The organism is Pseudomonas hefeiensis (assembly GCF_030687835.1).
GTDB lineage: Bacteria > Pseudomonadota > Gammaproteobacteria > Pseudomonadales > Pseudomonadaceae > Aquipseudomonas > Aquipseudomonas hefeiensis.
Map to the genome: position 1 here is coordinate 4,358,201 of NZ_CP117449.1, position 20,078 is coordinate 4,378,278.

12 protein-coding genes and 1 other RNA gene are annotated in these 20,078 nt (G+C 61.5%); 5 read left to right on the forward strand and 8 right to left on the reverse strand.

Going from position 1 to position 20,078, the window contains the following annotated elements; genetic code table 11:
* Positions 1-38: 38 nt before the first annotated feature.
* The gene (gene dnaX, locus PSH57_RS19605) at positions 39-2,099 is read right to left on the reverse strand and encodes a DNA polymerase III subunit gamma/tau (protein ID WP_305384963.1); all 2,061 of its coding nucleotides are present in this window, start codon (positions 2,097-2,099) and stop codon (positions 39-41) included.
* 143 nt (positions 2,100-2,242) lie between these two features.
* On the opposite strand from dnaX, the gene PSH57_RS19610 reads away from it, so the two are divergent.
* Complete coding sequence (locus tag PSH57_RS19610) at positions 2,243-3,010, forward strand: substrate-binding periplasmic protein (protein ID WP_305384964.1); 768 nt, start codon at positions 2,243-2,245, stop codon at positions 3,008-3,010.
* On the opposite strand, the gene PSH57_RS19615 is transcribed toward PSH57_RS19610, so the two are convergent.
* Positions 2,962-4,704 (reverse strand): putative bifunctional diguanylate cyclase/phosphodiesterase, encoded by a 1,743-nt coding sequence (locus tag PSH57_RS19615; protein ID WP_305384966.1) that lies wholly within the window; start codon positions 4,702-4,704, stop codon positions 2,962-2,964. The genes PSH57_RS19610 and PSH57_RS19615 overlap by 49 nt on opposite strands.
* A 338-nt stretch (positions 4,705-5,042) precedes the next feature.
* Between PSH57_RS19615 and PSH57_RS19620 the strand changes: the two genes are divergently transcribed.
* Positions 5,043-5,357, forward strand: coding sequence for a helix-turn-helix domain-containing protein (locus tag PSH57_RS19620; protein WP_305384968.1), 315 nt, complete (start codon positions 5,043-5,045; stop codon positions 5,355-5,357).
* A gap of 189 nt (positions 5,358-5,546) precedes the next feature.
* Here the strand turns inward: PSH57_RS19620 and ffs are convergent.
* Together ffs and PSH57_RS19630 are read right to left on the reverse strand one after the other, a co-directional pair.
* Positions 5,547-5,643, reverse strand: an RNA gene (ffs, locus tag PSH57_RS19625) — signal recognition particle sRNA small type.
* Between the two features lie 148 nt (positions 5,644-5,791).
* Entirely contained in the window at positions 5,792-6,952 is a 1,161-nt protein-coding gene (locus PSH57_RS19630; RefSeq protein WP_305416020.1) for a zinc-binding metallopeptidase family protein, read from the reverse strand.
* Between the two features lie 419 nt (positions 6,953-7,371).
* On the opposite strand from PSH57_RS19630, the gene PSH57_RS19635 reads away from it, so the two are divergent.
* Positions 7,372-7,731: a DUF6124 family protein gene (locus PSH57_RS19635; RefSeq protein WP_305384969.1), complete on the forward strand. Its 360-nt coding sequence runs from the start codon at positions 7,372-7,374 to the stop codon at positions 7,729-7,731.
* A 178-nt stretch (positions 7,732-7,909) separates the two neighbouring features.
* Here the strand turns inward: PSH57_RS19635 and ligA are convergent, their stop codons facing one another.
* From ligA to PSH57_RS19655, 4 genes are all read right to left on the reverse strand, one after another.
* Positions 7,910-10,267, reverse strand: a complete 2,358-nt coding sequence (gene ligA / locus PSH57_RS19640) for an NAD-dependent DNA ligase LigA (protein ID WP_305384970.1) — start codon at positions 10,265-10,267, stop codon at positions 7,910-7,912.
* A 256-nt stretch (positions 10,268-10,523) separates the two neighbouring features.
* Positions 10,524-11,369, reverse strand: a complete 846-nt coding sequence (gene zipA, locus PSH57_RS19645; protein WP_256230339.1) for a cell division protein ZipA — start codon at positions 11,367-11,369, stop codon at positions 10,524-10,526.
* 257 nt (positions 11,370-11,626) lie between these two features.
* The gene (gene smc / locus PSH57_RS19650; protein WP_305384971.1) at positions 11,627-15,115 is read right to left on the reverse strand and encodes a chromosome segregation protein SMC; all 3,489 of its coding nucleotides are present in this window, start codon (positions 15,113-15,115) and stop codon (positions 11,627-11,629) included.
* Positions 15,116-15,117: 2 nt separating this feature from the next.
* Positions 15,118-15,777, reverse strand: coding sequence for a GntR family transcriptional regulator (locus PSH57_RS19655; protein WP_305384972.1), 660 nt, complete (start codon positions 15,775-15,777; stop codon positions 15,118-15,120).
* Between the two features lie 380 nt (positions 15,778-16,157).
* Here PSH57_RS19655 and xdhA point away from each other — a divergent pair, with 380 nt between their 5' ends.
* Positions 16,158-17,612, forward strand: coding sequence for a xanthine dehydrogenase small subunit (gene xdhA / locus PSH57_RS19660; RefSeq protein ID WP_305384973.1), 1,455 nt, complete (start codon positions 16,158-16,160; stop codon positions 17,610-17,612).
* Entirely contained in the window at positions 17,605-20,004 is a 2,400-nt protein-coding gene (gene xdhB, locus PSH57_RS19665) for a xanthine dehydrogenase molybdopterin binding subunit (protein ID WP_305384975.1), read from the forward strand. Before xdhA ends, xdhB begins: the two co-directional genes overlap by 8 nt.
* Positions 20,005-20,078 lie beyond the last annotated feature (74 nt).

Here is a 20,078-nt window from a genome sequence, read left to right on the forward strand (position 1 = left end):
AAACACCGCGCCCGGCCCGTACGGCCCGGCGCTTTCAGTTATGAGCCCTGGGTCACCGGGGCCTCGACAGGTTCGATAGTATCGTGACGGACCACGGCGCCGAACTGTTGCATCATTTGCTGGATGAACGGATCACTGTGGATCGACTCCTCGGCCTCGCGCTGACGGTCGGCACGGCGGCGGGACGCAGCCTGGGCCGGCGTCTCCTGCTCAGGCTTGATCAGCTCGATGCTCAGCGTCAGGGTGCGCTGGTGATACTGGTTCAGCGCATCGTTGAGGCGGCGCTGCTGAGTGGCGTTGAACAGCGCGCTATGGGCCGGGTCCAGGTGCAGCAGCCAGTGGTCGCCCTCCACGGAGATCAGCGTGCAGTTGGCGGCAATGCTGCCGGTCATGCCGGTAATCGGCAGTTTCGGGAACAGCTCCAGCCATTGCAGGGCCAGTCCGGTAGCCGGCATCGCCGCCGGTTCAGGCTCGGGCTCCGGAGCCGGCTCGGCGGTGTGCTCGCTGGCCAGTTCGTCCAGATAGCTGTAGGCCGAATCCATGTCCGGCTCAATGTAATCCTCGTCCAGCGGCGGCTCATCATCCAGGTCCATGCCCGGCGTGGCGACATCAACGTCCGCCACCGTAGGCTCGGGCACCGGAGCGGCAGCCCACTCGGGTGCGTCGGGCACCACGCTATCGGGCGTGGGCACGGGCATCGGCGGCAGCTCGGGTTGCTCAGCGACGGTTTCCAGCACCGGCTCCACGGCGGGCTGCTGGACGACCTGGGCCTCGACCGGATCGTTCCAGGGCAGGTCGACCACTTCTTCGGCGACCGGCTGCGGCAAGGCCTCGACGACCGGCTCAGGCTCAGGCGCCGCGACGACAGGCACCGGGGCCGGTTGCGCCACCGCTGCCGGGGCAGAAGCCACTGCCGGCGCAACGACGGGCGCGGCAGCCACTGGCTTGGCGGAATCAGCTGTGGCCTGGCTGATCCCCACTGGCTTTAGCGGTTGCCTCGGGGCGTTTTCCGTGTCGGCCGGCCGGAACGCGAGCATTCGCAGCAGCACCATTTCAAACCCACCACGCGGATCCGGCGCCAGGGGCAGGTCACGACGGCCGATCAGCCCCATCTGGTAATAGAACTGCACGTCCTCGGCCGGCAGTGCCTGAGCCAGTGCCAGCACCCGATCACGGTCGCCATGACCGTTATCAACCCCATCAGGCAAGGCCTGGGCGATGGCGACACGGTGTAATACGTTGAGAATTTCCGAGAGCACGCCATTCCAGTCCGGCCCCTGCTCGGCCAGGTGACGCACCGCTTCGAGCAGCGCCTTGGCGTCACCTTCGATCAGCGCATGCAACACGTCGTAGACCTGGCCGTGGTCGAGGGTGCCCAGCATGGCCCGCACATCGGCGGCCATGACCTTGCCTTCACCAAAGGCAATGGCCTGGTCGGTCAGGCTCATGGCGTCACGCATCGAACCATCGGCGGCGCGACCCAGCAGCCACAGCGCATCGTCTTCGAACGGCACGTTCTCGACACCCAACACGTGGGTCAGATGCTCAACGACCCGCTCCGGGGTCATGTTCTTCAGGGAGAACTGCAGGCAGCGGGACAAAATGGTTGCAGGAAGCTTCTGCGGGTCGGTGGTCGCCAGGATGAACTTGACGTAAGGCGGCGGCTCTTCGAGGGTCTTGAGCAGTGCATTGAAGGAATGGCTGGAAAGCATGTGCACTTCGTCGATCAGGTAGACCTTGAAGCGCCCACGGCTTGGCGCGTACTGCACGTTGTCGAGCAGCTCGCGGGTGTCTTCGACCTTGGTGCGGCTGGCGGCGTCGATCTCGATCAGGTCGACGAAACGGCCTTCGTCGATTTCCCGGCATACCGAGCACTCGCCACACGGCGTCGAGGTAATGCCGGTTTCACAGTTCAGGCACTTGGCGATGATCCGCGCGATGGTCGTCTTGCCGACGCCGCGCGTGCCGGTGAACAGGTAGGCGTGATGCAGCCGCTGGCTGTCCAAGGCATTGATCAGGGCCTTGAGCACATGGGTCTGGCCGACCATTTCGCGGAACGAGCGCGGACGCCATTTACGTGCAAGAACCTGATAACTCATCGAAAACCATCGCCACTGGAAAGCAGAAGCGGCTAATGCTAGCGGAGCAGGGGCGAAATTGCATCCGGTGTGCTCGTCTAATCTGTCTAAGCTTGGGTCAGGGGCCCGATTGTCGGCAGGATTTAGCACCATCAGGAGAGTTTATGCGTTCGGCCATGGGGGCTTTGCTGTTAATGGGTTCAGGGTGTTTTGCTGCCGAAACCCCGTTGCGTTTCGCCATCACCGACAGTTGGGCCATGCCCATGGTGCAGACTGAAGAAGGCCGCCCGATCCAGGGCATCATCCCCGAGGTCATGACCCGACTGGCGACCCAGGTGGGGATGCCGGCGCAGTTTCATGTCCTGGCCCGCGCCCGGCTGGACAATGCCATGAAACATGGCGAAGTCGACGTACGGTGTTATGTCATCCCCGATTGGGTAAAGGATACGGGGGGCGATTACCTGTGGAGCATCCCGCTATTTTTCCAGCGCGACGTGCTGGTGGGCACGGCCAGCGCCCCCACGGAGGTGACGCCCGCGACCCTGCCCCACCAGCCTGTCGGGACCGTGCTCAGTTATGCCTACCCGACCTTGCAACCGCTCTTCGACGGCGGGGATCTGCGACGTGACGATGCACGCAGCCAGGAACAAGTCCTGGCCAAACTGCTGGCCGGCCGCTATCGCTATGCGGTCAGCAATCAATGGGCGCTGGAGTGGTTCAATCAGCGACATACCCCTGACCGGCCATTGCGCGCCGTGGCTGTACTCCAGGAGCGCGTGTTGGGCTGCTATGTGCGCGACGATCCGAAAATCCCGGCACAACGCATTCTGCGCACCTTATTGAAAATGAAAACGTCGGGGGAAATCGACGCGATCATCCAGCGCTACACCGGCCATAGAGAGTCGCCGGGCAGCGGATCCGATTCGCCCTGAAGGTCCGGCCGATGCTGCCATTGCGGCGGCGAAGCAAATCCCCTCACCCAGCCTGGTACTTGTTCAGGCGGCATGGGCCGGGCGATGAAATAGCCTTGAGCCACTTCGCAACCCAGGCGTAACAGCAATTGACCATGCTCCAGGCTGTCCAGTCCCTCCGCCACCACCTGGCGACCAAATGCCCTGGCCAAGCCGATGATCGCTTCGGTCAGCGCCAGATCATCCCGGTCATTGAGTATGTCGCGGACAAAGGTCTTGTCGATCTTGATGGTCTGTGTGCGCAGGTGTTTGAGGTCATTGAGCGAACAGTATCCCGTGCCAAAACCGCCCAGGGAAAACCCCACACCCAAGGCCTGGCACGCCTGGAGACAGGTGCTGACGTGGGCAAGGTTTTCCACCGCGACGGATTCAACGATCTGCAGATCCAGCATGCGCGGCGACACCGCCGGGTGCCGTTGCAGCACCTGCCGCAACCGCTCGACGAAATCCGCCCGCTGGAAATGCCGCGCCGAGATATTGATGCTCACCGGCCAGACCTGCCCCGCGTGCTGCCATTGCTGCAACTGAATCAGCACCTGCTCCATGACCCACTCACCGATCTCGACGATCAGGTCGGTCTCCTCCACAAGCGGCAGGAACTCCCGGGGCGGCACCAGGCCCCGTTGTGGATGTTTCCAGCGCAGCAACGCTTCCAGGCCCACCACCGCGCCATGGCGCATATTGACCTTGGGCTGGAAATGCAGCCGCAACTCGTTGCCGGCCATGGCCTGCCGCACCCGCTCGACGGTCTGGTAAGTGACCCGCACTTCATGGTCCCGGGACACGTCGAACAAATGAAAGCGATTGCGACCGCTCTGCTTGGCCACGTACATCGCCTGGTCGGCGTGGCGCAACAAGGTGTCGGCGTCTTCGTTGTCATCGGGAAACAGGGTGACGCCAATGCTGGCGAAAACCTTGATGGCCTTGCCATCAATGGCATACGGCATGGAGACGGCAATCAGCACCCGGTTCAACGCGGCATGCAATTCATCAAGCCCGCGTACATGGCGCAGCACCAGCACAAACTCATCGCCAGCCAGCCGCGCCACCACATCCTCACCGCGCACGATGCTGCGCAGGCGCCTGGCGACTTCCACCAGCAACTGATCACCACAGGCATGGCCATGACCGTCGTTCACGGCCTTGAAGCCATCCAGGTCGAGCATACACACCGCCAGAGGCAAGTTCTGCGCCCTGGAAAACTCCAGAGCCTGATCCAGCAGATCGGACAGGTAGGTGCGGTTGGGCAATCCGGTCAACACATCGTGACCGACCCGCCATTGCAGCGAATGCAACAACTGACGCTTCTCGCTGATATCAAAACGAATCGCCAGGTAGCGCTCGATCTGACCGGTCGCATCGTCGATCACCGGCACCAGCGTGGTATCGACCCAATGCAGCGTACCGTCCTTGGCCCGGTTGCAGATCTCACCCTTCCAGACCTGCCCCAGGGCGATGGTGCGCCACATGGCGCTGAAGAACTCGCCAGGGTGCTGGCCGGAGTTGATCAGGCGATGGTTAGCCCCCAACAGCTCTTCGCGCGGGTAGCCAAAAAGCTTACAGAATTGGTCGTTGACGTAGGTAATGCGCCCGCTCAGATCGGTTTCAGAAAAAATCGCGGCGGCGTCAACGGCTCTGCGGTACTTCTTATCCATCGAAGCAGTCATCCATGAGTCAGGCTCATTTGTCGCGCGCGGTTGCACCGCCCCAAGACAGGCGAAAAATCAACTAGGCTCAAACACCTTGAGATACGCTGGAGCGCGGGCCGTGGCGGTGCTACCTGAAGGCGCCAAGCGTCGCCTTGTGTACAACAAGAAAACGCAAGGCCCACCCTTTTCGCACATCCAGGCTTCTGAAGCAGGTCACCAAATGCCCGTGCCAAAGGCCGATTCTACGAAACGCATCACATTTTGCAAAGCAAGGTGATGAATCATGCGGTTGCCTAATGCAAAAATCTATCGTTAAGTTCTTGATTCTAAATGGGAATTAAGCGATGCAAATTTCAAGTTTGGGTCCGGCCATCAGACGCTATCGCAAAGTAGCGGGGCTTACTCAGGCTGAACTTGGCGAAAAAACCGGTTTTGACCCTAAAACCATCAGCCGTTTCGAAACCGGCACCTACACCCCGAGCGTCGAAGCCTTGGTCTTGCTTGCCGACAAACTGGATGTACAGCTCAAAGTGTTTTTTGCCGACATGGACGACGAGGACGAACAGCGGGCATACCTGTTTGGCGTCATACACAAAGCCACCGCAAAGGATTTGGGGAAGCTGATTGCGGCGGTAGATCAGGCACTGGCGAAGCCTTGAAGCGATAATGCAAAAGAAAAGCCCGGCCTGTCGATGAGCGACAGGCCGGGCTTCTCTTTCGGTGTTTGGTTGTTCTGCCACACCAGAATCCAGGCAGCAGAAAGCGGCGATAAATATCGTTCGGTAAATAAAAGAAATATGGAATATTCGCAAACCTTGCGAACGAAGGCCTGGGCGTTATGGAGGCAACCCCACCAGCCACACCCCGGCACACAATGTTCCCGCTGTGGCTGCTTCCTTCCGGATCTGACCAGGTTCACGGGTAATCGTTGCGGGGGGACCGATGGGGTCACCATAACGACGCCCACCTGACGGCGAGCCGCGCCATTGTACCTATCTGACGAGAAGTTACAACCGTTCGCGCCGGATTAAAAAACTGAAGATGTTCAAGCACTTGCCTGTGGGAACAAAGCCTGCTCCCGCAAGCCGGGCTGCTACAGCAACACCTCGTCAGCGCGGCCGCCCTCCTCCTGGATTACCAGATGGATGAAATGCAGCTTGGTGATCACCGCGGCCGGTACGACGAACGGATAAAAATCCGGCTGGCCCATGCTGCGCGACAGTTCGTTGAGCATGCCGGCCAGTTCGATCCAGGCGTTGACGAACGACAGGAAGGCCACGCCGCCGCTGTGTTGAGGGTCGAACAAGGTCTCGGGCGGGAACGGTTGGTAGTCGAAATCCATGTCCCCGGCGCTCATGCCAAAACCCAGGGCCGTGTCCACCGCGTCCATCATGTGCAGGTAATGCGCCCAGGTTTCCGCCCAGTCTTCCCAGGGATGCATGGTGGCGTAGGCGCTGACGTAGTGAGTTTGCCAGTCCAGCGGCGCGCCCTGCTGATAGTGACGTTCCAGGGCATCGGAATAGCTGGCCCGCTCGTCGCCAAACTGCTCGCGAAACGCCTCGAGCCAGTGGCTGTTGGCGATCAACCGGTCCCAGTAGTAGTGCCCTACCTCATGACGAAAGTGCCCGAGCAAGGTGCGATACGGCTCGTGCATCTGCTGGCGCACGTGCTCGCGGTGGGCATCGTCGGCCTCTTTGATGTCGAGCGTGACCAACCCGCTGGCATGGCCGGTGGTCGGAGCCGTGCCGTCGAGATCAACGCCGATGAAATCGAAGGCCAGGCCCTGACTTTCACTGACGGTTTTTGGGATGACTGGCAAACCGAGAGTGATCAATTGCGCCACCAGCCGGCGCTTGGCGGTTTCGACCTTGCACCAGCGTTCGGGGTTTTCCGGGATCGACAGGTCTGGAATGGTGCGGTTCAAGCTGCAGGCGATACACAAGGTGTCGCGCCCATTGGCCGGCAACAGCCAATTGCAGGCCGCCGGGGTGTCGAGGTTGGCGCAACGGCGGAACAATCCGGCGTGCGGGTCGGCATCCAGGGTCCAGGTGCCGGGCTGTTCGCCGGGTTGCAGGGACGACAAGCGGCTTTGCTCGGGCTGATAGCCCAGCACCGCCTGGCAGGCCAGGCACTGGCTGTTGCGAAAAAACAGCGACTGGCCGCAACGACACGGCCAGATCTTGCTGTTACGCGAGCGATCGCCGGTAAAGGGCGCGGCGATGCGTGAACTCAGTTGCTCGAAGAAGCGGTACATGGTGATCTCCGGGGGCCTGCAAGACTAGATTCCCCCCTGTGCGTGATCGTTCCCGGGAGCGTGCGAATCATCCGAAGATTGTGAGCATTGTGTAGGACGCTGCCGGGCCGGGCTACCCCGCCTTGCGCCATTACCTACAACTGCGCCAGAATCCGCCGGCTTGTGCACCTATGGGCCGGGCTTTATCGTTTCCGGGTCGCTGACGAATCAGCGATCGGGTTTAGCGACCCGGATCATTCTAGGTGCATAAGCGGTCCATGCTTCGCTGCAGGTCTAACTGCAATGACGTTATGGCGGCTGTATGTGGGAGACCTTCGAGTCTGCCGGGTGCCTATGACCGGTTCGCTAACCTGCGTGCAGCCGCCACCATTTCTGTTTAGCGACAGGCCTTGGTGGCTCCATCTCATAGGAGCGTCACCATGTTCAAAGCAACACCCAACCCACCGGACACCGATCCAACATCCCCGCACAAAACCGCCGCCGCTAAAAAACTCGACGAAGCCGCCGAACGCGCCCTCGACTTCTACCTGAAGCCAAAACCGGAACAACCGGAGGCCGACCCCACACCCGGCCAGCTCTTCACCGTGATCAACGGCATCGACACCGAATGCCTGCTCGCCAACCTCAGCGAAACCCTGGCTTCGGCCGATGCCATGATCAGTGATCTGGCTTTTGAACTGGAGGGTTCGCGGCGGCATGTTGCGTTGGGTATTCAGCAGTTGATCGAGCTGGGAGGGTTGCTGGCGAATCGGGCGCTGGATAACGTCGATCCACGCTAGCCGACTCTCCACATAACCCTGTGGCGAGGGGATTTATCCCCGCTGGGCCGCGCAGCGGCCCCAATCCTGTCGACTCAATCAACCAGACAGACCGAGATGGCAGATATTAGGGCCGCTGCGCGGCCCAGCGGGGATAAATCCGCTCGCCACAATGAATCCGAGCTTCCTGGCGACATGACTAAACCGTGATGCCGTGCTGACTCAAAAACGCCACAAACGCTTCTTCATCCAGCACCTTGAGCCCCAGCTCGTTGGCCTTGGTCAGTTTCGAGCCCGCCCCTGGCCCGGCGACGACGCAGTGGGTTTTCGCCGACACGGAACCGGCCACCTTGGCCCCCAGGCTTTCCAGCTTGTCCTTGGCGACATCGCGGCTCATCAACTCCAGCGAGCCGGTCAGCACCCAGGTGTGTCCCGCCTCGGGCAAACCTTCGACGACCTTTTTCTCGCTTTGCCAGTGCATGCCGAAGGCCTGTAGTTGCTGCTCGGCGGCTTCGGCCAGTTGGCGGTTGGCGGCGATGGCGAAGAACTCGCGCACGGCGTTGGCCTGTTTCTCCGGCAGGGCCTGGCGCATGTCCAGCCAGTCGGCGTTCATCACCGCTTCGAGAGAGCCAAACTTGTCCGCCAGTTTCTGCGCCCCGCCCGGCCCGACCGAGGGAATGTTCAGTTTGTCCAGAAAACCACCCAGGGTGGTGCTGGCGGAGAATTCAGCGCCGAGTTCACCCTGGTCCTGGATATCCAGGCCATGGCGCAGCAGGTCCTTGATCACCTGGCGATTGTGCGGGTCTTCGAAGAAGCTGTGGATCTCGTGAGCCACTTCCAGGCCGACGTCCGGCAAGTACGTGAGCACTTGCGGCAAGGCCGCTTGCACACGCTCCAGTGAACCGAGGGAGCGAGCCAGGACCTTGGCGGTTTCCTCGCCCACGTCCGGGATGCCGAGGGCGTAGATAAAGCGCGCCAGGCTCGGCTTCTTGCTGTCGACGATGGCCGCCAACAGGTTCTTGCTCGACAGTTCGGCGAAGCCTTCCAGGTCAACCACCTGCTCGAAGGTCAGGGCATACAGATCGGCAGGCGAACCCACCAGACCTTCATCGACCAACTGTTCGACGCTCTTCTCGCCCAGGCCTTCGATGTCCATGGCCCGGCGCGACACGAAATGAATGATTGCCTGCTTGAGCTGCGCGCCACAGGCCAGACGACCGACGCAACGGTACACCGCGCCTTCGCTGATGGTTTCGCGCCCCTTGCTGCGCTTGATCAGTTGCGTACGTTCCACATGGGAGCCGCAAACCGGGCAGTGTTGCGGGATTTCAACGGGGCGGGCGTTTTCCGGGCGACGCTCGGTGACCACTTGCACCACTTGCGGGATCACGTCACCGGCGCGGCGGATAATCACCGTGTCCCCGATCATCAGGCCCAGGCGCGCCACCTCGTCCATGTTGTGCAGCGTGGCGTTGGCCACGGTCACGCCGGCCACCTTGACCGGCTTGAGTCGCGCAACGGGTGTTACAGCGCCGGTGCGGCCGACCTGGAACTCGACGTCCAACAGTTCGGTGAGCTCTTCGCTGGCCGGGAATTTATGGGCGATGGCCCAGCGCGGTTCCCGGGCGCGGAAACCCAGTTCGCGCTGGGAGGCGATGCTGTTGACCTTGAACACAACGCCGTCGATTTCGTAAGGCAGCGCGTTACGCCGCTCGCCGATGTCGCGGTAGTAATCCAGGCACTCGTCGATGCCGTGGGCCAGTTTCAATTCGCGGCTGATGGGCAGGCCCCAGGCCTTGAGTTGCTTGAGATTGCCGATGTGGGTGTCGGCAATGTCCGCCGTCACCTGACCGATGCCGTAGCAGCAGAATTCCAAGGGACGATTGGCGGTGATCTTCGAATCCAGCTGGCGCAGGCTGCCCGCAGCCGCGTTGCGCGGATTGGCGAAGGTCTTGCCGCCCGCCTCCAGTTGCGTGGCGTTGAGACGCTCGAAGCCGGCCTTGGACATGTACACCTCGCCGCGCACTTCCAGCACCGGCGGCCAGCCACTGCCCTGCAGTTTGAGAGGGATATTGCGCACCGTGCGTACGTTGACGCTGATGTCTTCGCCGGTGGTGCCGTCGCCGCGTGTGGCGCCGCGCACCAGCAGGCCGTCCTGGTACAACAGGCTGACCGCCAGGCCATCGAGCTTCGGCTCACAGCTGTACTCCACCGCCGCGCCGCCGCCCAGCAAGTCGCCCATGGGCAGGTCGAGACCTTCGGTCACGCGGCGGTCGAATTCGCGCATGGTGGTTTCGTCGAAGGCATTGCCCAGGCTGAGCATCGGGATTTCGTGACGGACCTGGCTGAAGGCCGACAGTGCAACACTGCCGACACGCTGGGTCGGGGAATCACTGGTCACCAGTTCCGGGTGTTGCTCTTCCAGGGCCTTGAGCTCATGGAACAGGCGGTCGTACTCGGCGTCCGGAATGCTCGGCTCATCGAGAACGTGGTAGCGGTAGTTGTGCTGATCCAGCTCGGTACGCAGCTGTTGGATGCGGGTTTGGACGGCAGTCATGGATGTTCTCTCATAAAGCAAAAGAGCAGCCTAGGCTGCTCAATTTTTTGAAATCATCGGCAGTCGGACCTGAGCCCGCCGAACATACAACCTGTGGCGAGGGGATTTATCCCCGCTGGGCTGCGAAGCAGTCCCAAAGCTAACGACTCAACTAGCTGATAAGGCCAAGGCGCCAGGATTTAGGGCTGCTGCACAGCCCAGCGGGGATAAATCCCCTCGCCACAAAAGCCCTTCAGCCAGAAAAATCCTGCCGACTTTAGCGTTTCTGGGTCAGTGCCCGGCGTTCGAATTCGACGATGCGCTGGCGGTAGTGTTCGATGGTCTGGGCGGTCAGCACGCTGCGCTGGTCATCCTTCAGTTCGCCGTTGAGCTCCTGGGACAGCTTGCGCGCCGCGGCCACCATCACATCAAACGCCTGCTTGGGATGACGCGGGCCGGGCAAGCCGAGGAAGAAGCTCACCGCCGGGGTGCTGAAATGGTCGATGTCGTCCAGGTCGAACACGCCAGGCTTGACCGCGTTGGCCATGGAGAACAGCACCTCGCCGTTGCCGGCCATGCTTTCATGGCGGTGGAAAATGTCCATCTCGCCAAAACGCAGGCCGCTCTCCAGGATGTTCTGCAACAGCGCCGGGCCCTTGAAGCCGGCCGGGTCACGGCAGATCACGCTGATCACCAGCACTTCCTCGGCCTGGGCCTGGTCCTTGTCGCCACGCACGGGCTTGCTCTCGTCCGGGAAATCATCGTCGCGACTGCTGAAGCTCGGGCCGCCATCCAGGTCGAGATTGAGGTTCAGGTCGCCCTGGGACGGTTCGCTGTTGCGCTTGCCGCGCTTGGAGCCCGACTCCCGTGGCTCGCGCACCGGCGCGCTCATCGACGGCAGGTCGTGCTCATCCAGTTGTGGCTCCTTATGGGTATCCAGCACCCGGGGCGGGCCCAACAGCTCGGCATTGCCATCGTCATCCGGCAAGTTCGACAGGCTGCGGTCAAGGCGAAACTTGAGTTTCCCCTTGCCGCCGCGCATGCGGCGCCAGCCGTCGAAAAGAATACCGGCAATGACAATAATGCCGATGACGATCAGCCACTCGCGCAGACCGATTTCCATGTAATCCCGTGCCTCTATAAAAATGCTGAAAAATAAGGGGCTTAGCTATGTGCAAACCGCTTTAAAACGTGGCGCCAACTCTATGTTCTGAATGGCGTTTTGCCCACGCATACGAAAAATTGACATTAAACTAGCACGACCAAAGATAACTTTACACCGTCTGTCGCATAGGCTTGCGCCATTCTGCGAATTGAACGACAAGCCCAAGGCTCAAAAAATCCTACAACATCCAAAGTAAATGCCCTACAAGCAGTGTTTCAGGCATCCACCATCGCCATCGCCTCCTCCACATCCACCGCCACCAGACGCGAGCAACCTGGCTCATGCATGGTCACGCCCATCAACTGGTCGGCCATTTCCATGGCGATTTTGTTGTGGGTGATGTAGATGAACTGCACCGTTTCAGACATCTCTTTTACCAGCCGTGCATAACGCCCCACGTTGGCGTCGTCCAGCGGCGCGTCCACCTCGTCGAGCATGCAGAACGGCGCCGGGTTCAATTTGAAAATGGCAAAAACCAGAGCCAATGCCGTCAGCGCTTTTTCACCCCCGGAGAGCAAATGGATGGTGCTGTTCTTCTTGCCCGGGGGACGCGCCATGATGGTCACCCCTGTATCGAGTAAATCTTCGCCCGTCAGTTCCAAGTAAGCGCTGCCACCACCGAAAACTTTCGGGAAAAGTGCCTGCAAACCGCCGTTGATCTGATCAAAGGTATCCTTGAAGCGATTACGGGTTTCCTTGTCGATCTTGCGGATGACGTTTTCCAGGGTCTGCAGCGCTTCCACCAGATCGTCGTTCTGGGCATCCAGATAACGTTTGCGCTCGGACTGCTGCTGATACTCGTCGATGGCCGCCAGGTTGATGGCGCCCAGACGCTGGATGCGGGCAGCGATGCGTTCCAATTCTTCTTCGGCGTCTTTCTCGTTGGCCCCGGCCACCAACGTGGCGAGCACGCCGTCGAGATCGTAGCCGTCTTCCAGCAACTGGTCCTGCAAGGCTTTGCGGCGCACGGTCAGGGCTTGCCATTCCATGCGTTGCTGTTCCATCTGGCTACGGATCAGTTGGGACTGCTGTTCGGCCTGGCTGCGGCGCTTTTCGGCGTCGCGCAGTTCGCGGTCGGCGTCTTCCAGGGCAATTTGCGCGGTCTTGAGTTCCTCATCAACGCTCATGCGCTTGTCGAGCAACTCTTCGAGTTTGAGGCGCAACTCTTCCAGCGGCGCTTCGCCCTCCTCCAGATTCAGACTCAATTGCTCGCGTTTTTCGGTCAGGCGTTCGGACTGCATTTCCAGCCGTTCCAACGCCTGGCGCGTGGAGTCGTACTGAGCCTTGAGCGAGCCCAGGCGGACCGCCAACTGGTGGGCGTGATCCTTATGTTGGCGGGCATCCTGACGCACCCGGTCGAGGCGTTCGCGCAGACTGTCGCGCTGAGCCAGCAGCAACTCGCGCTGCTCGGTGTCCACGGCCATAGCATCGAGGGCTTCCTGCAGTTGCAGGCGCGCCTCACCGATCTGCTCATGCTCCAGCGCCCGCTGCTCGCCCAGCTCGGCGATTTCTTCCTCAAGGCGCGTGCGGCGCAAGGCCAGTTGTTCAACCTTGGCCTTGCCGGCCGACAACTGCGCCTTGAGTTCGCCCTGCTGGCGTGCTTCATCCTGCAACAGCCGACGCAAATGTTCGCGGCCGTTCTCCTGTTGACGCTGTTGCGCCCGCAGATTCTGTAATTCGGTTTCCAGGGCTTCGACGCTCGCTTCGCGCTCTTCGCGCTCGGCGCTCAGGCGCTGGATTTCCTGGCCCCGGGCGAGCATGCCGCTCTCGGCTTCGCTGGCCCGGCGCACCCGCAGGAAATGCCGGCCGACCCAATAGCCATCCCGACTGATCAGGCTTTCACCGGCCGCCAGTTGTCCGCGCAGGGCCAAGGCCTGTTCAAGGCTGTCCACCGGTTTCACCTGCCCCAACCAGGGAGACAGATCGACCTGGGCCTCGACTTTATCCAGCAAGCTGCCCGGCACCCGCACGCCATCGCCAGCGGGGCTGAGCAGGCGCAGATCACCTTGGGTGAAGCCCGACAGATCGAAGCCTGCGAAGTCATCCACCAGCACCGCTTGCAGATCGGCGCCCAGCACGGTTTCCACCGCCAGCTCCCAGCCGGCATCGACCTTCAGGCCTTCGGCCAGTCGCGGACGCTCGGCCAGATGCTGGTCGCGCAGCCATTCGGCGGTGCCGGTGCCCGGGTCCAACGCGGCTTGCTGCAAGGCCTCCAGCGAAGCCAGACGGCCATTGAGGCGCTGCAATTCGCCTTGGGCCTGCTGCTGATTCTGCAGAGCCAGTTGCAAGGCTTGGCGCAGTTGTTCGAGCCGCTCAACCTGGGCATCTTCGCTGGCTTGCAAGTCTTCAAGGGTGGCTTCGCTGGCAGCCAGCTGTTCACTCAGATCAATAATCGCCGCGTCTTCGGGGTCCGCCGCGAGCAAGGCGCGCTCTTCGGCCAAGCGGCGCTGACGCTCGGCCAGGCGTTCCATGCTGGCTTCCAATTGCTGGATGCGCGACTGCTGGACTTCGGCCTGACGCCGCGGCTCGGCAGAGGTCAGGTTGAAACTGTCCCACTGCTCCTGCCAGCCGTGCATGGTCAGCTCGGCTTCTTCCAGGGCCGCGGCAGCCTCTTCGGCAGCGGCGCTGGTGAGTTCCTGTTCCGGCGTGAGCCGGTCCAGTTCTTCGCCAAGGGTCAGCAGCAACGTGCGGTCGTGGCCCAGGTGGGATTCGGTTTCCAGGCGCGCCCGCTCGGCTTCTTTCAAGTCATCCTGCAACTGGCGCAGCCGTTGCTGACCGTGCTGGATACTCTGCTCGACCCGGGCGATGTCGCCACCCACCGAATAGAAGCGCCCTTGCACCAGGTTGAAGCGTTCGGACAGATCGTGGTGGCCGTCGCGCAAGCGCTCAATGGCGGCGTCGGCATTGCGCTGCTCGGCCACCAGGGCTTCGAAGCTGACCTCCTGATTGCCGATAATCGCCTCGCGCTGACCGACCTGCTCGTTCAGCGCCTGCCAGCGCAGGGCCGAAAGCTGGGCTTTGAGCTGACGCTCTTCGCCTTTGTATTCCTGATACTTCTTGGCGGCCTCGGCCTGGCGGTGCAAGCGTTCGAGTTGGCGTTCAAGTTCTTCGCGCAGGTCGGTCAGGCGGGCCAGGTTTTCGTGGGTGCGACGGATGCGGTTTTCGGTCTCGCGCCGCCGCTCCTTGTACTTGGAGATGCCGGCGGCTTCTTCGATGAAGTTACGCAGGTCTTCGGGCTTGGCCTCGATCAGCTTGGAGATCATGCCCTGCTCGATGATCGAGTAGCTGCGCGGGCCGAGGCCGGTGCCGAGGAAAATATCGGTGATGTCGCGACGTCGGCACTTGGTGCCGTTAAGGAAATAACTGTTCTGGCTGTCGCGGGTCACTTTGCGGCGGATGGAGATTTCCGCATAGGCTGCGTACTCGCCGATCAGGGTGCCGTCGGAGTTGTCGAACACCAGTTCGATGCTCGCCTGGCTCACCGGCTTGCGACTGGTGGAGCCGTTGAAGATGACGTCGGTCATCGACTCGCCGCGCAGGTTCTTGGCCGAGCTCTCGCCCATCACCCAGCGTACGGCGTCGATGATGTTCGACTTGCCGCAACCGTTGGGCCCGACCACCGCCGCCATGTTGCTGGGGAAGTTCACCGTGGTCGGGTCGACGAAGGATTTGAACCCCGCCAGTTTGATGCACTTGAGCCGCACGTTCAGGCCGCCGTCAGGGCAGAAACCACCAGATCGCAACTGCGCTGGGCGTAGGCCGTCAGCACGATGCGGATCTGTGGCAAATCACGGGCCAGCACGGCGGTCAGCAGGCGCTGGAACAGGTCGAGGAATTCGCTCATCTCGGCCTTGCGCTGTTCCAGGGCCAAGAAGTAGGCGCGACTCATGGCCGGTTGCAGGTTCTCGACGGTTTCCTGCAAGTACGGATTGTTAGCGAAGGGATAGGCGGCGCGCATCACGCTGAAACTTTCATCGACGAAGGTGCGGATGTCCTGGCGCGCATAGGCGTCGTTGAGACGCTGCTGGATCGCCACGAACGGCGCCATGTCGGCCTGTTCCTGCCAGCCATGAGCCACGGCATTGCCCAACAGGATGTACAGCTCGCTCATCAGCGCACAGAGACTGCGTACCTTGTGTTCGCTCAGTTCGGTGACGTGTGCGCCACGGCGCGGCAGGATCGCGATCAGATGCCGCCGCTCCAGAATCAGCAGCGCCTCGCGGACCGAGCCGCGACTCACGTTCAGCGCCAGCGTGACCTTCTGTTCCTGGATGCGCTCGCCCGGCTTCATTTCGCCACGAATGATGCGTTCGGCGAGATGGTGGGCGATTTGCTCGGCGAGGCTGTCCGGGGCCTTGAACGTCATGGTTGTCCTTCAAACTCTTCGATTTGCACAAGCGGCGCAGTGTAGCGCACTCAATACGTCATGGCGCAGGGCCTGCAGCGGGTTTTTGGCACGATATAAGCAAAAAGTTTGAGCCCTCATCCTGAAACAGAACCTGTGGAAGAACCTGTGGGAGCCGAGCTTGCTCGCGATAGCGGTCTGCCAGCTTGCATCCATACTGAATGTACCGTCGTCATCGCGAGCAAGCTCGGCTCCCACAGGTTCTACAGTGTCCATAGATCGTTGTTCATCGACCAAACGGATTTTCTTGACCTATAAGTCAGAAAATCGTTGACCGCAAAGTCAGACCTGATAAATTCAGCTCAAGTCGATACAACAATAATGAGTTTGCGAGGCCTTCCGTGATCCAGTTTTTACTCAACCAGGAACTCCGTAGCGAGCACGCCCTGGACCCGAACCTGACCGTGCTCAACTATTTGCGCGAACACCTCGGCAAATCCGGTACCAAAGAAGGCTGCGCCAGCGGCGACTGTGGCGCGTGCACAGTGGTGGTGGGCGAGTTGCAGACCGACGAGGAAGGCCGTGAACGTATTCGTTATCGCAGCCTCAATTCGTGCCTGACCTTCGTCTCGTCCCTGCACGGCAAGCAACTGATCAGCGTCGAAGACCTCAAGCACCAGGGCCAGTTGCACAGCGTCCAACAGGCGATGGTCGATTGCCACGGTTCGCAATGCGGCTTCTGCACACCGGGCTTCGTGATGTCCCTGTTCGCCCTGCAAAAGAACAGCGAACAGCCCGACGCCCATAAGGCCCACGAAGCCTTGGCCGGCAATCTGTGCCGCTGCACCGGCTACCGGCCGATTCTGGCGGCCGCCGAGCAGGCCTGCTGTGGGAAACAGCCAGACCAGTTCGACGCCCGCGAAACCGAAACCATCGCTCGCCTCAAGGCCATCGCGCCGACTGACACTGGCGAGCTCAACAGCGGCGACAAACGTTGCCTGGTGCCGTTGACCGTGGCCGACCTGGCCGATCTCTACGACGCTTATCCCCAGGCGCGCCTGCTGGCCGGCGGCACGGACCTGGCCCTGGAAGTCACCCAGTTCCATCGCACCCTGCCGGTGATGATCTACGTGGGCAACGTCGCTGAACTCAAGCGCATCGAGCGCTTCGACGATCGCCTGGAGATCGGCGCCGCCACCACGCTCTCCGATTGCTACGAAGCTTTGCAAGCTGAATACCCGGACTTCGGCGAACTGCTGCAGCGCTTCGCTTCATTGCAGATCCGCAACCAGGGCACCCTGGGCGGCAACATCGGCAACGCGTCGCCGATTGGCGACTCGCCGCCCTTGCTGATCGCCCTCGGCGCGCAGATCGTGTTGTGCAAGGGCCAGACTCGCCGCAGCCTGGCGCTGGAAGACTATTTCATCGACTACCGGGTCACCGCCCGCCAGGAAAGCGAATTCATCGAAAAGATCATCGTGCCCCGGGCCAGCGCTGAGCAAGCGTTCCGCGCCTACAAGGTCTCCAAACGCTTGGACGATGACATTTCCGCCGTATGTGCTGCGTTCAACCTGCGTATCGAGCATGGCGTGGTCCAGGACGCCCGGGTGGCCTTCGGCGGCATGGCCGCGACACCCAAGCGCGCCAAGCATTGTGAAGCCGCGTTGATCGGTGCCGCGTGGAACGACAGCACGGTTGAACGCGCTTGTACCGCCCTGGCCGAAGACTTCACGCCGCTATCGGACTTCCGCGCCAGCAAGGAATACCGCCTGCTTAGCGCCCGCAACCTGCTGCGCAAATACTTCATCGAATTGCAAACGCCGCACATCGAGACTCGGGTGACCGCTTATGTCTAACCATCACGCCGTAGAGAAGACTCAAGCCGAGCTGGCCGAACTGTTCGCCCGCGACCTGACCACCGGCGTGGGCCGCAGTGTCAAGCATGACAGCGCCGCCAAGCACGTGTCCGGCGAAGCCCAGTACATCGACGATCGCCTGGAATTCCCGAACCAGTTGCACGTTTACGCCCGGTTGTCGGACCGTGCCCACGCGCGGATTTTGCGCATTGATACCGCGCCTTGCTACGCCTTTGAAGGCGTGCGCATCGCCATCACCCATGAGGACGTGCCCGGCCTCAAGGACATCGGCCCGCTGCTGCCCGGTGATCCGCTATTGGCCATCGATGACGTGCAGTTCGTCGGCCAACCGGTGCTGGCCGTCGCCGCCAGGGACCTGGAAACCGCGCGCAAGGCAGCGATGGCGGCCATCATCGAGTATGAAGACCTGGAACCGGTGCTGGACGTGGTCGAGGCTCTGCGCAAGCGGCATTTCGTGCTGGACAGCCACACCCACCAGCGCGGTGATTCGGCGGCGGCGCTGGCCAGTGCCGAGCATCGCATCCAGGGCTCGCTGCACATTGGTGGCCAGGAACACTTTTACCTGGAAACCCAGATTTCCTCGGTGATGCCCACCGAAGACGGCGGCATGATCGTCTACTGCTCCACGCAGAACCCCACCGAAGTGCAGAAACTGGTGGCCGAAGTGCTGGACGTTTCGATGAATAAAGTCGTGGTGGACATGCGCCGCATGGGCGGTGGCTTTGGTGGCAAGGAAACCCAGGCCGCCAGTCCGGCGTGCCTGTGCGCGGTCATCGCCCACCTCACCGGCCAGCCCACCAAGATGCGCCTGCCCCGGGTCGAAGACATGCTGATGACCGGCAAGCGCCACCCTTTCTACATCGAATACGACGTCGGCTTCGACAGCTCCGGGCGTCTGCACGGGATTGCCCTGGAGCTGGCCGGCAACTGCGGCTGCTCGCCCGACCTGTCGGCCTCGATTGTCGACCGGGCGATGTTCCATGCCGACAACGCCTATTACCTGGGCGATGCAACCATCAACGGCCATCGCTGCAAGACCAATACCGCGTCGAACACCGCTTACCGTGGCTTCGGCGGGCCGCAAGGCATGGTCGCCATCGAAGAAGTGATGGACGCCATCGCCCGGCATCTGGGGCTCGATCCGCTGGCGGTGCGCAAGGCCAACTACTACGGCAAGACCGAGCGCAACGTCACCCATTACTACCAGACCGTCGAGCACAACATGCTCGAGGAGATGACCGCTGAACTCGAGCAAAGCAGCCAGTATGCCGAGCGCCGCGAAGCGATCCGCCGCTACAACGCCAATAGCCCGATCCTGAAAAAAGGCCTGGCGCTGACGCCGGTCAAGTTCGGCATTTCCTTTACCGCCAGCTTCCTCAACCAGGCCGGCGCGCTGATTCACGTCTATACCGACGGCAGCATTCACCTGAACCATGGCGGCACGGAAATGGGCCAGGGCTTGAACACCAAAGTCGCGCAAGTGGTGGCCGAGGTGTTCCAGGTGGAAATGGACCGGGTGCAGATCACCGCAACCAACACCGATAAGGTGCCGAACACCTCCCCCACCGCCGCCTCTAGCGGTGCCGACCTCAATGGCAAGGCTGCGCAGAATGCCGCTGAAACCATCAAGCAGCGCCTGGTGGCGTTCGCTGCGCGGCAGTACCAGGTCAGCGAAGAAGACGTGGCGTTCCACAACGGCCATGTGCGGGTGCGCGATCACATCCTGACGTTCGAGGCGCTGGTCCAGCAGGCGTATTTCGCCCAGGTTTCGCTGTCGAGCACCGGTTTCTACAAGACCCCGAAAATCTACTACGACCGCAGTCAGGCCCGGGGCCGGCCGTTCTACTACTACGCCTACGGCGCGGCGTGTGCCGAGGTGATCGTCGACACCCTGACCGGCGAATACAAAATGCTGCGCACCGACATCCTCCACGACGTCGGCGCCTCGCTGAACCCGGCCATCGACATTGGCCAGGTCGAGGGCGGTTTCATCCAGGGCATGGGCTGGCTGACCATGGAAGAACTGGTATGGAACGACAAAGGCAAGCTCATGACGAATGGCCCAGCCAGCTACAAGATTCCGGCGGTGGCCGACATGCCGTTGGATCTGCGGGTCAAGCTGGTGGAAAACCGCAAGAACCCGGAAGACACGGTGTTCCACTCCAAAGCCGTGGGCGAGCCGCCGTTCATGCTCGGCATCGCCGCCTGGTGCGCGATCAAGGACGCCGTGGCGAGCCTGGGGGATTACCAGCACCAGCCTAAAATCGATGCACCGGCGACACCGGAGCGGGTGTTGTGGGGGTGTGAGCAGATGCGCGGGTTGAAGGTGGCGAAAGCTGTGGAAGCTGAGGCCGAGGTGGCTTCGCTTTAGACCGCGGCGCGGCCTTCGCGAGCAAGCCCGCTCCCACAGGGACTTTGTTAACCCTGAGCCCCCTGTGGGAGCCA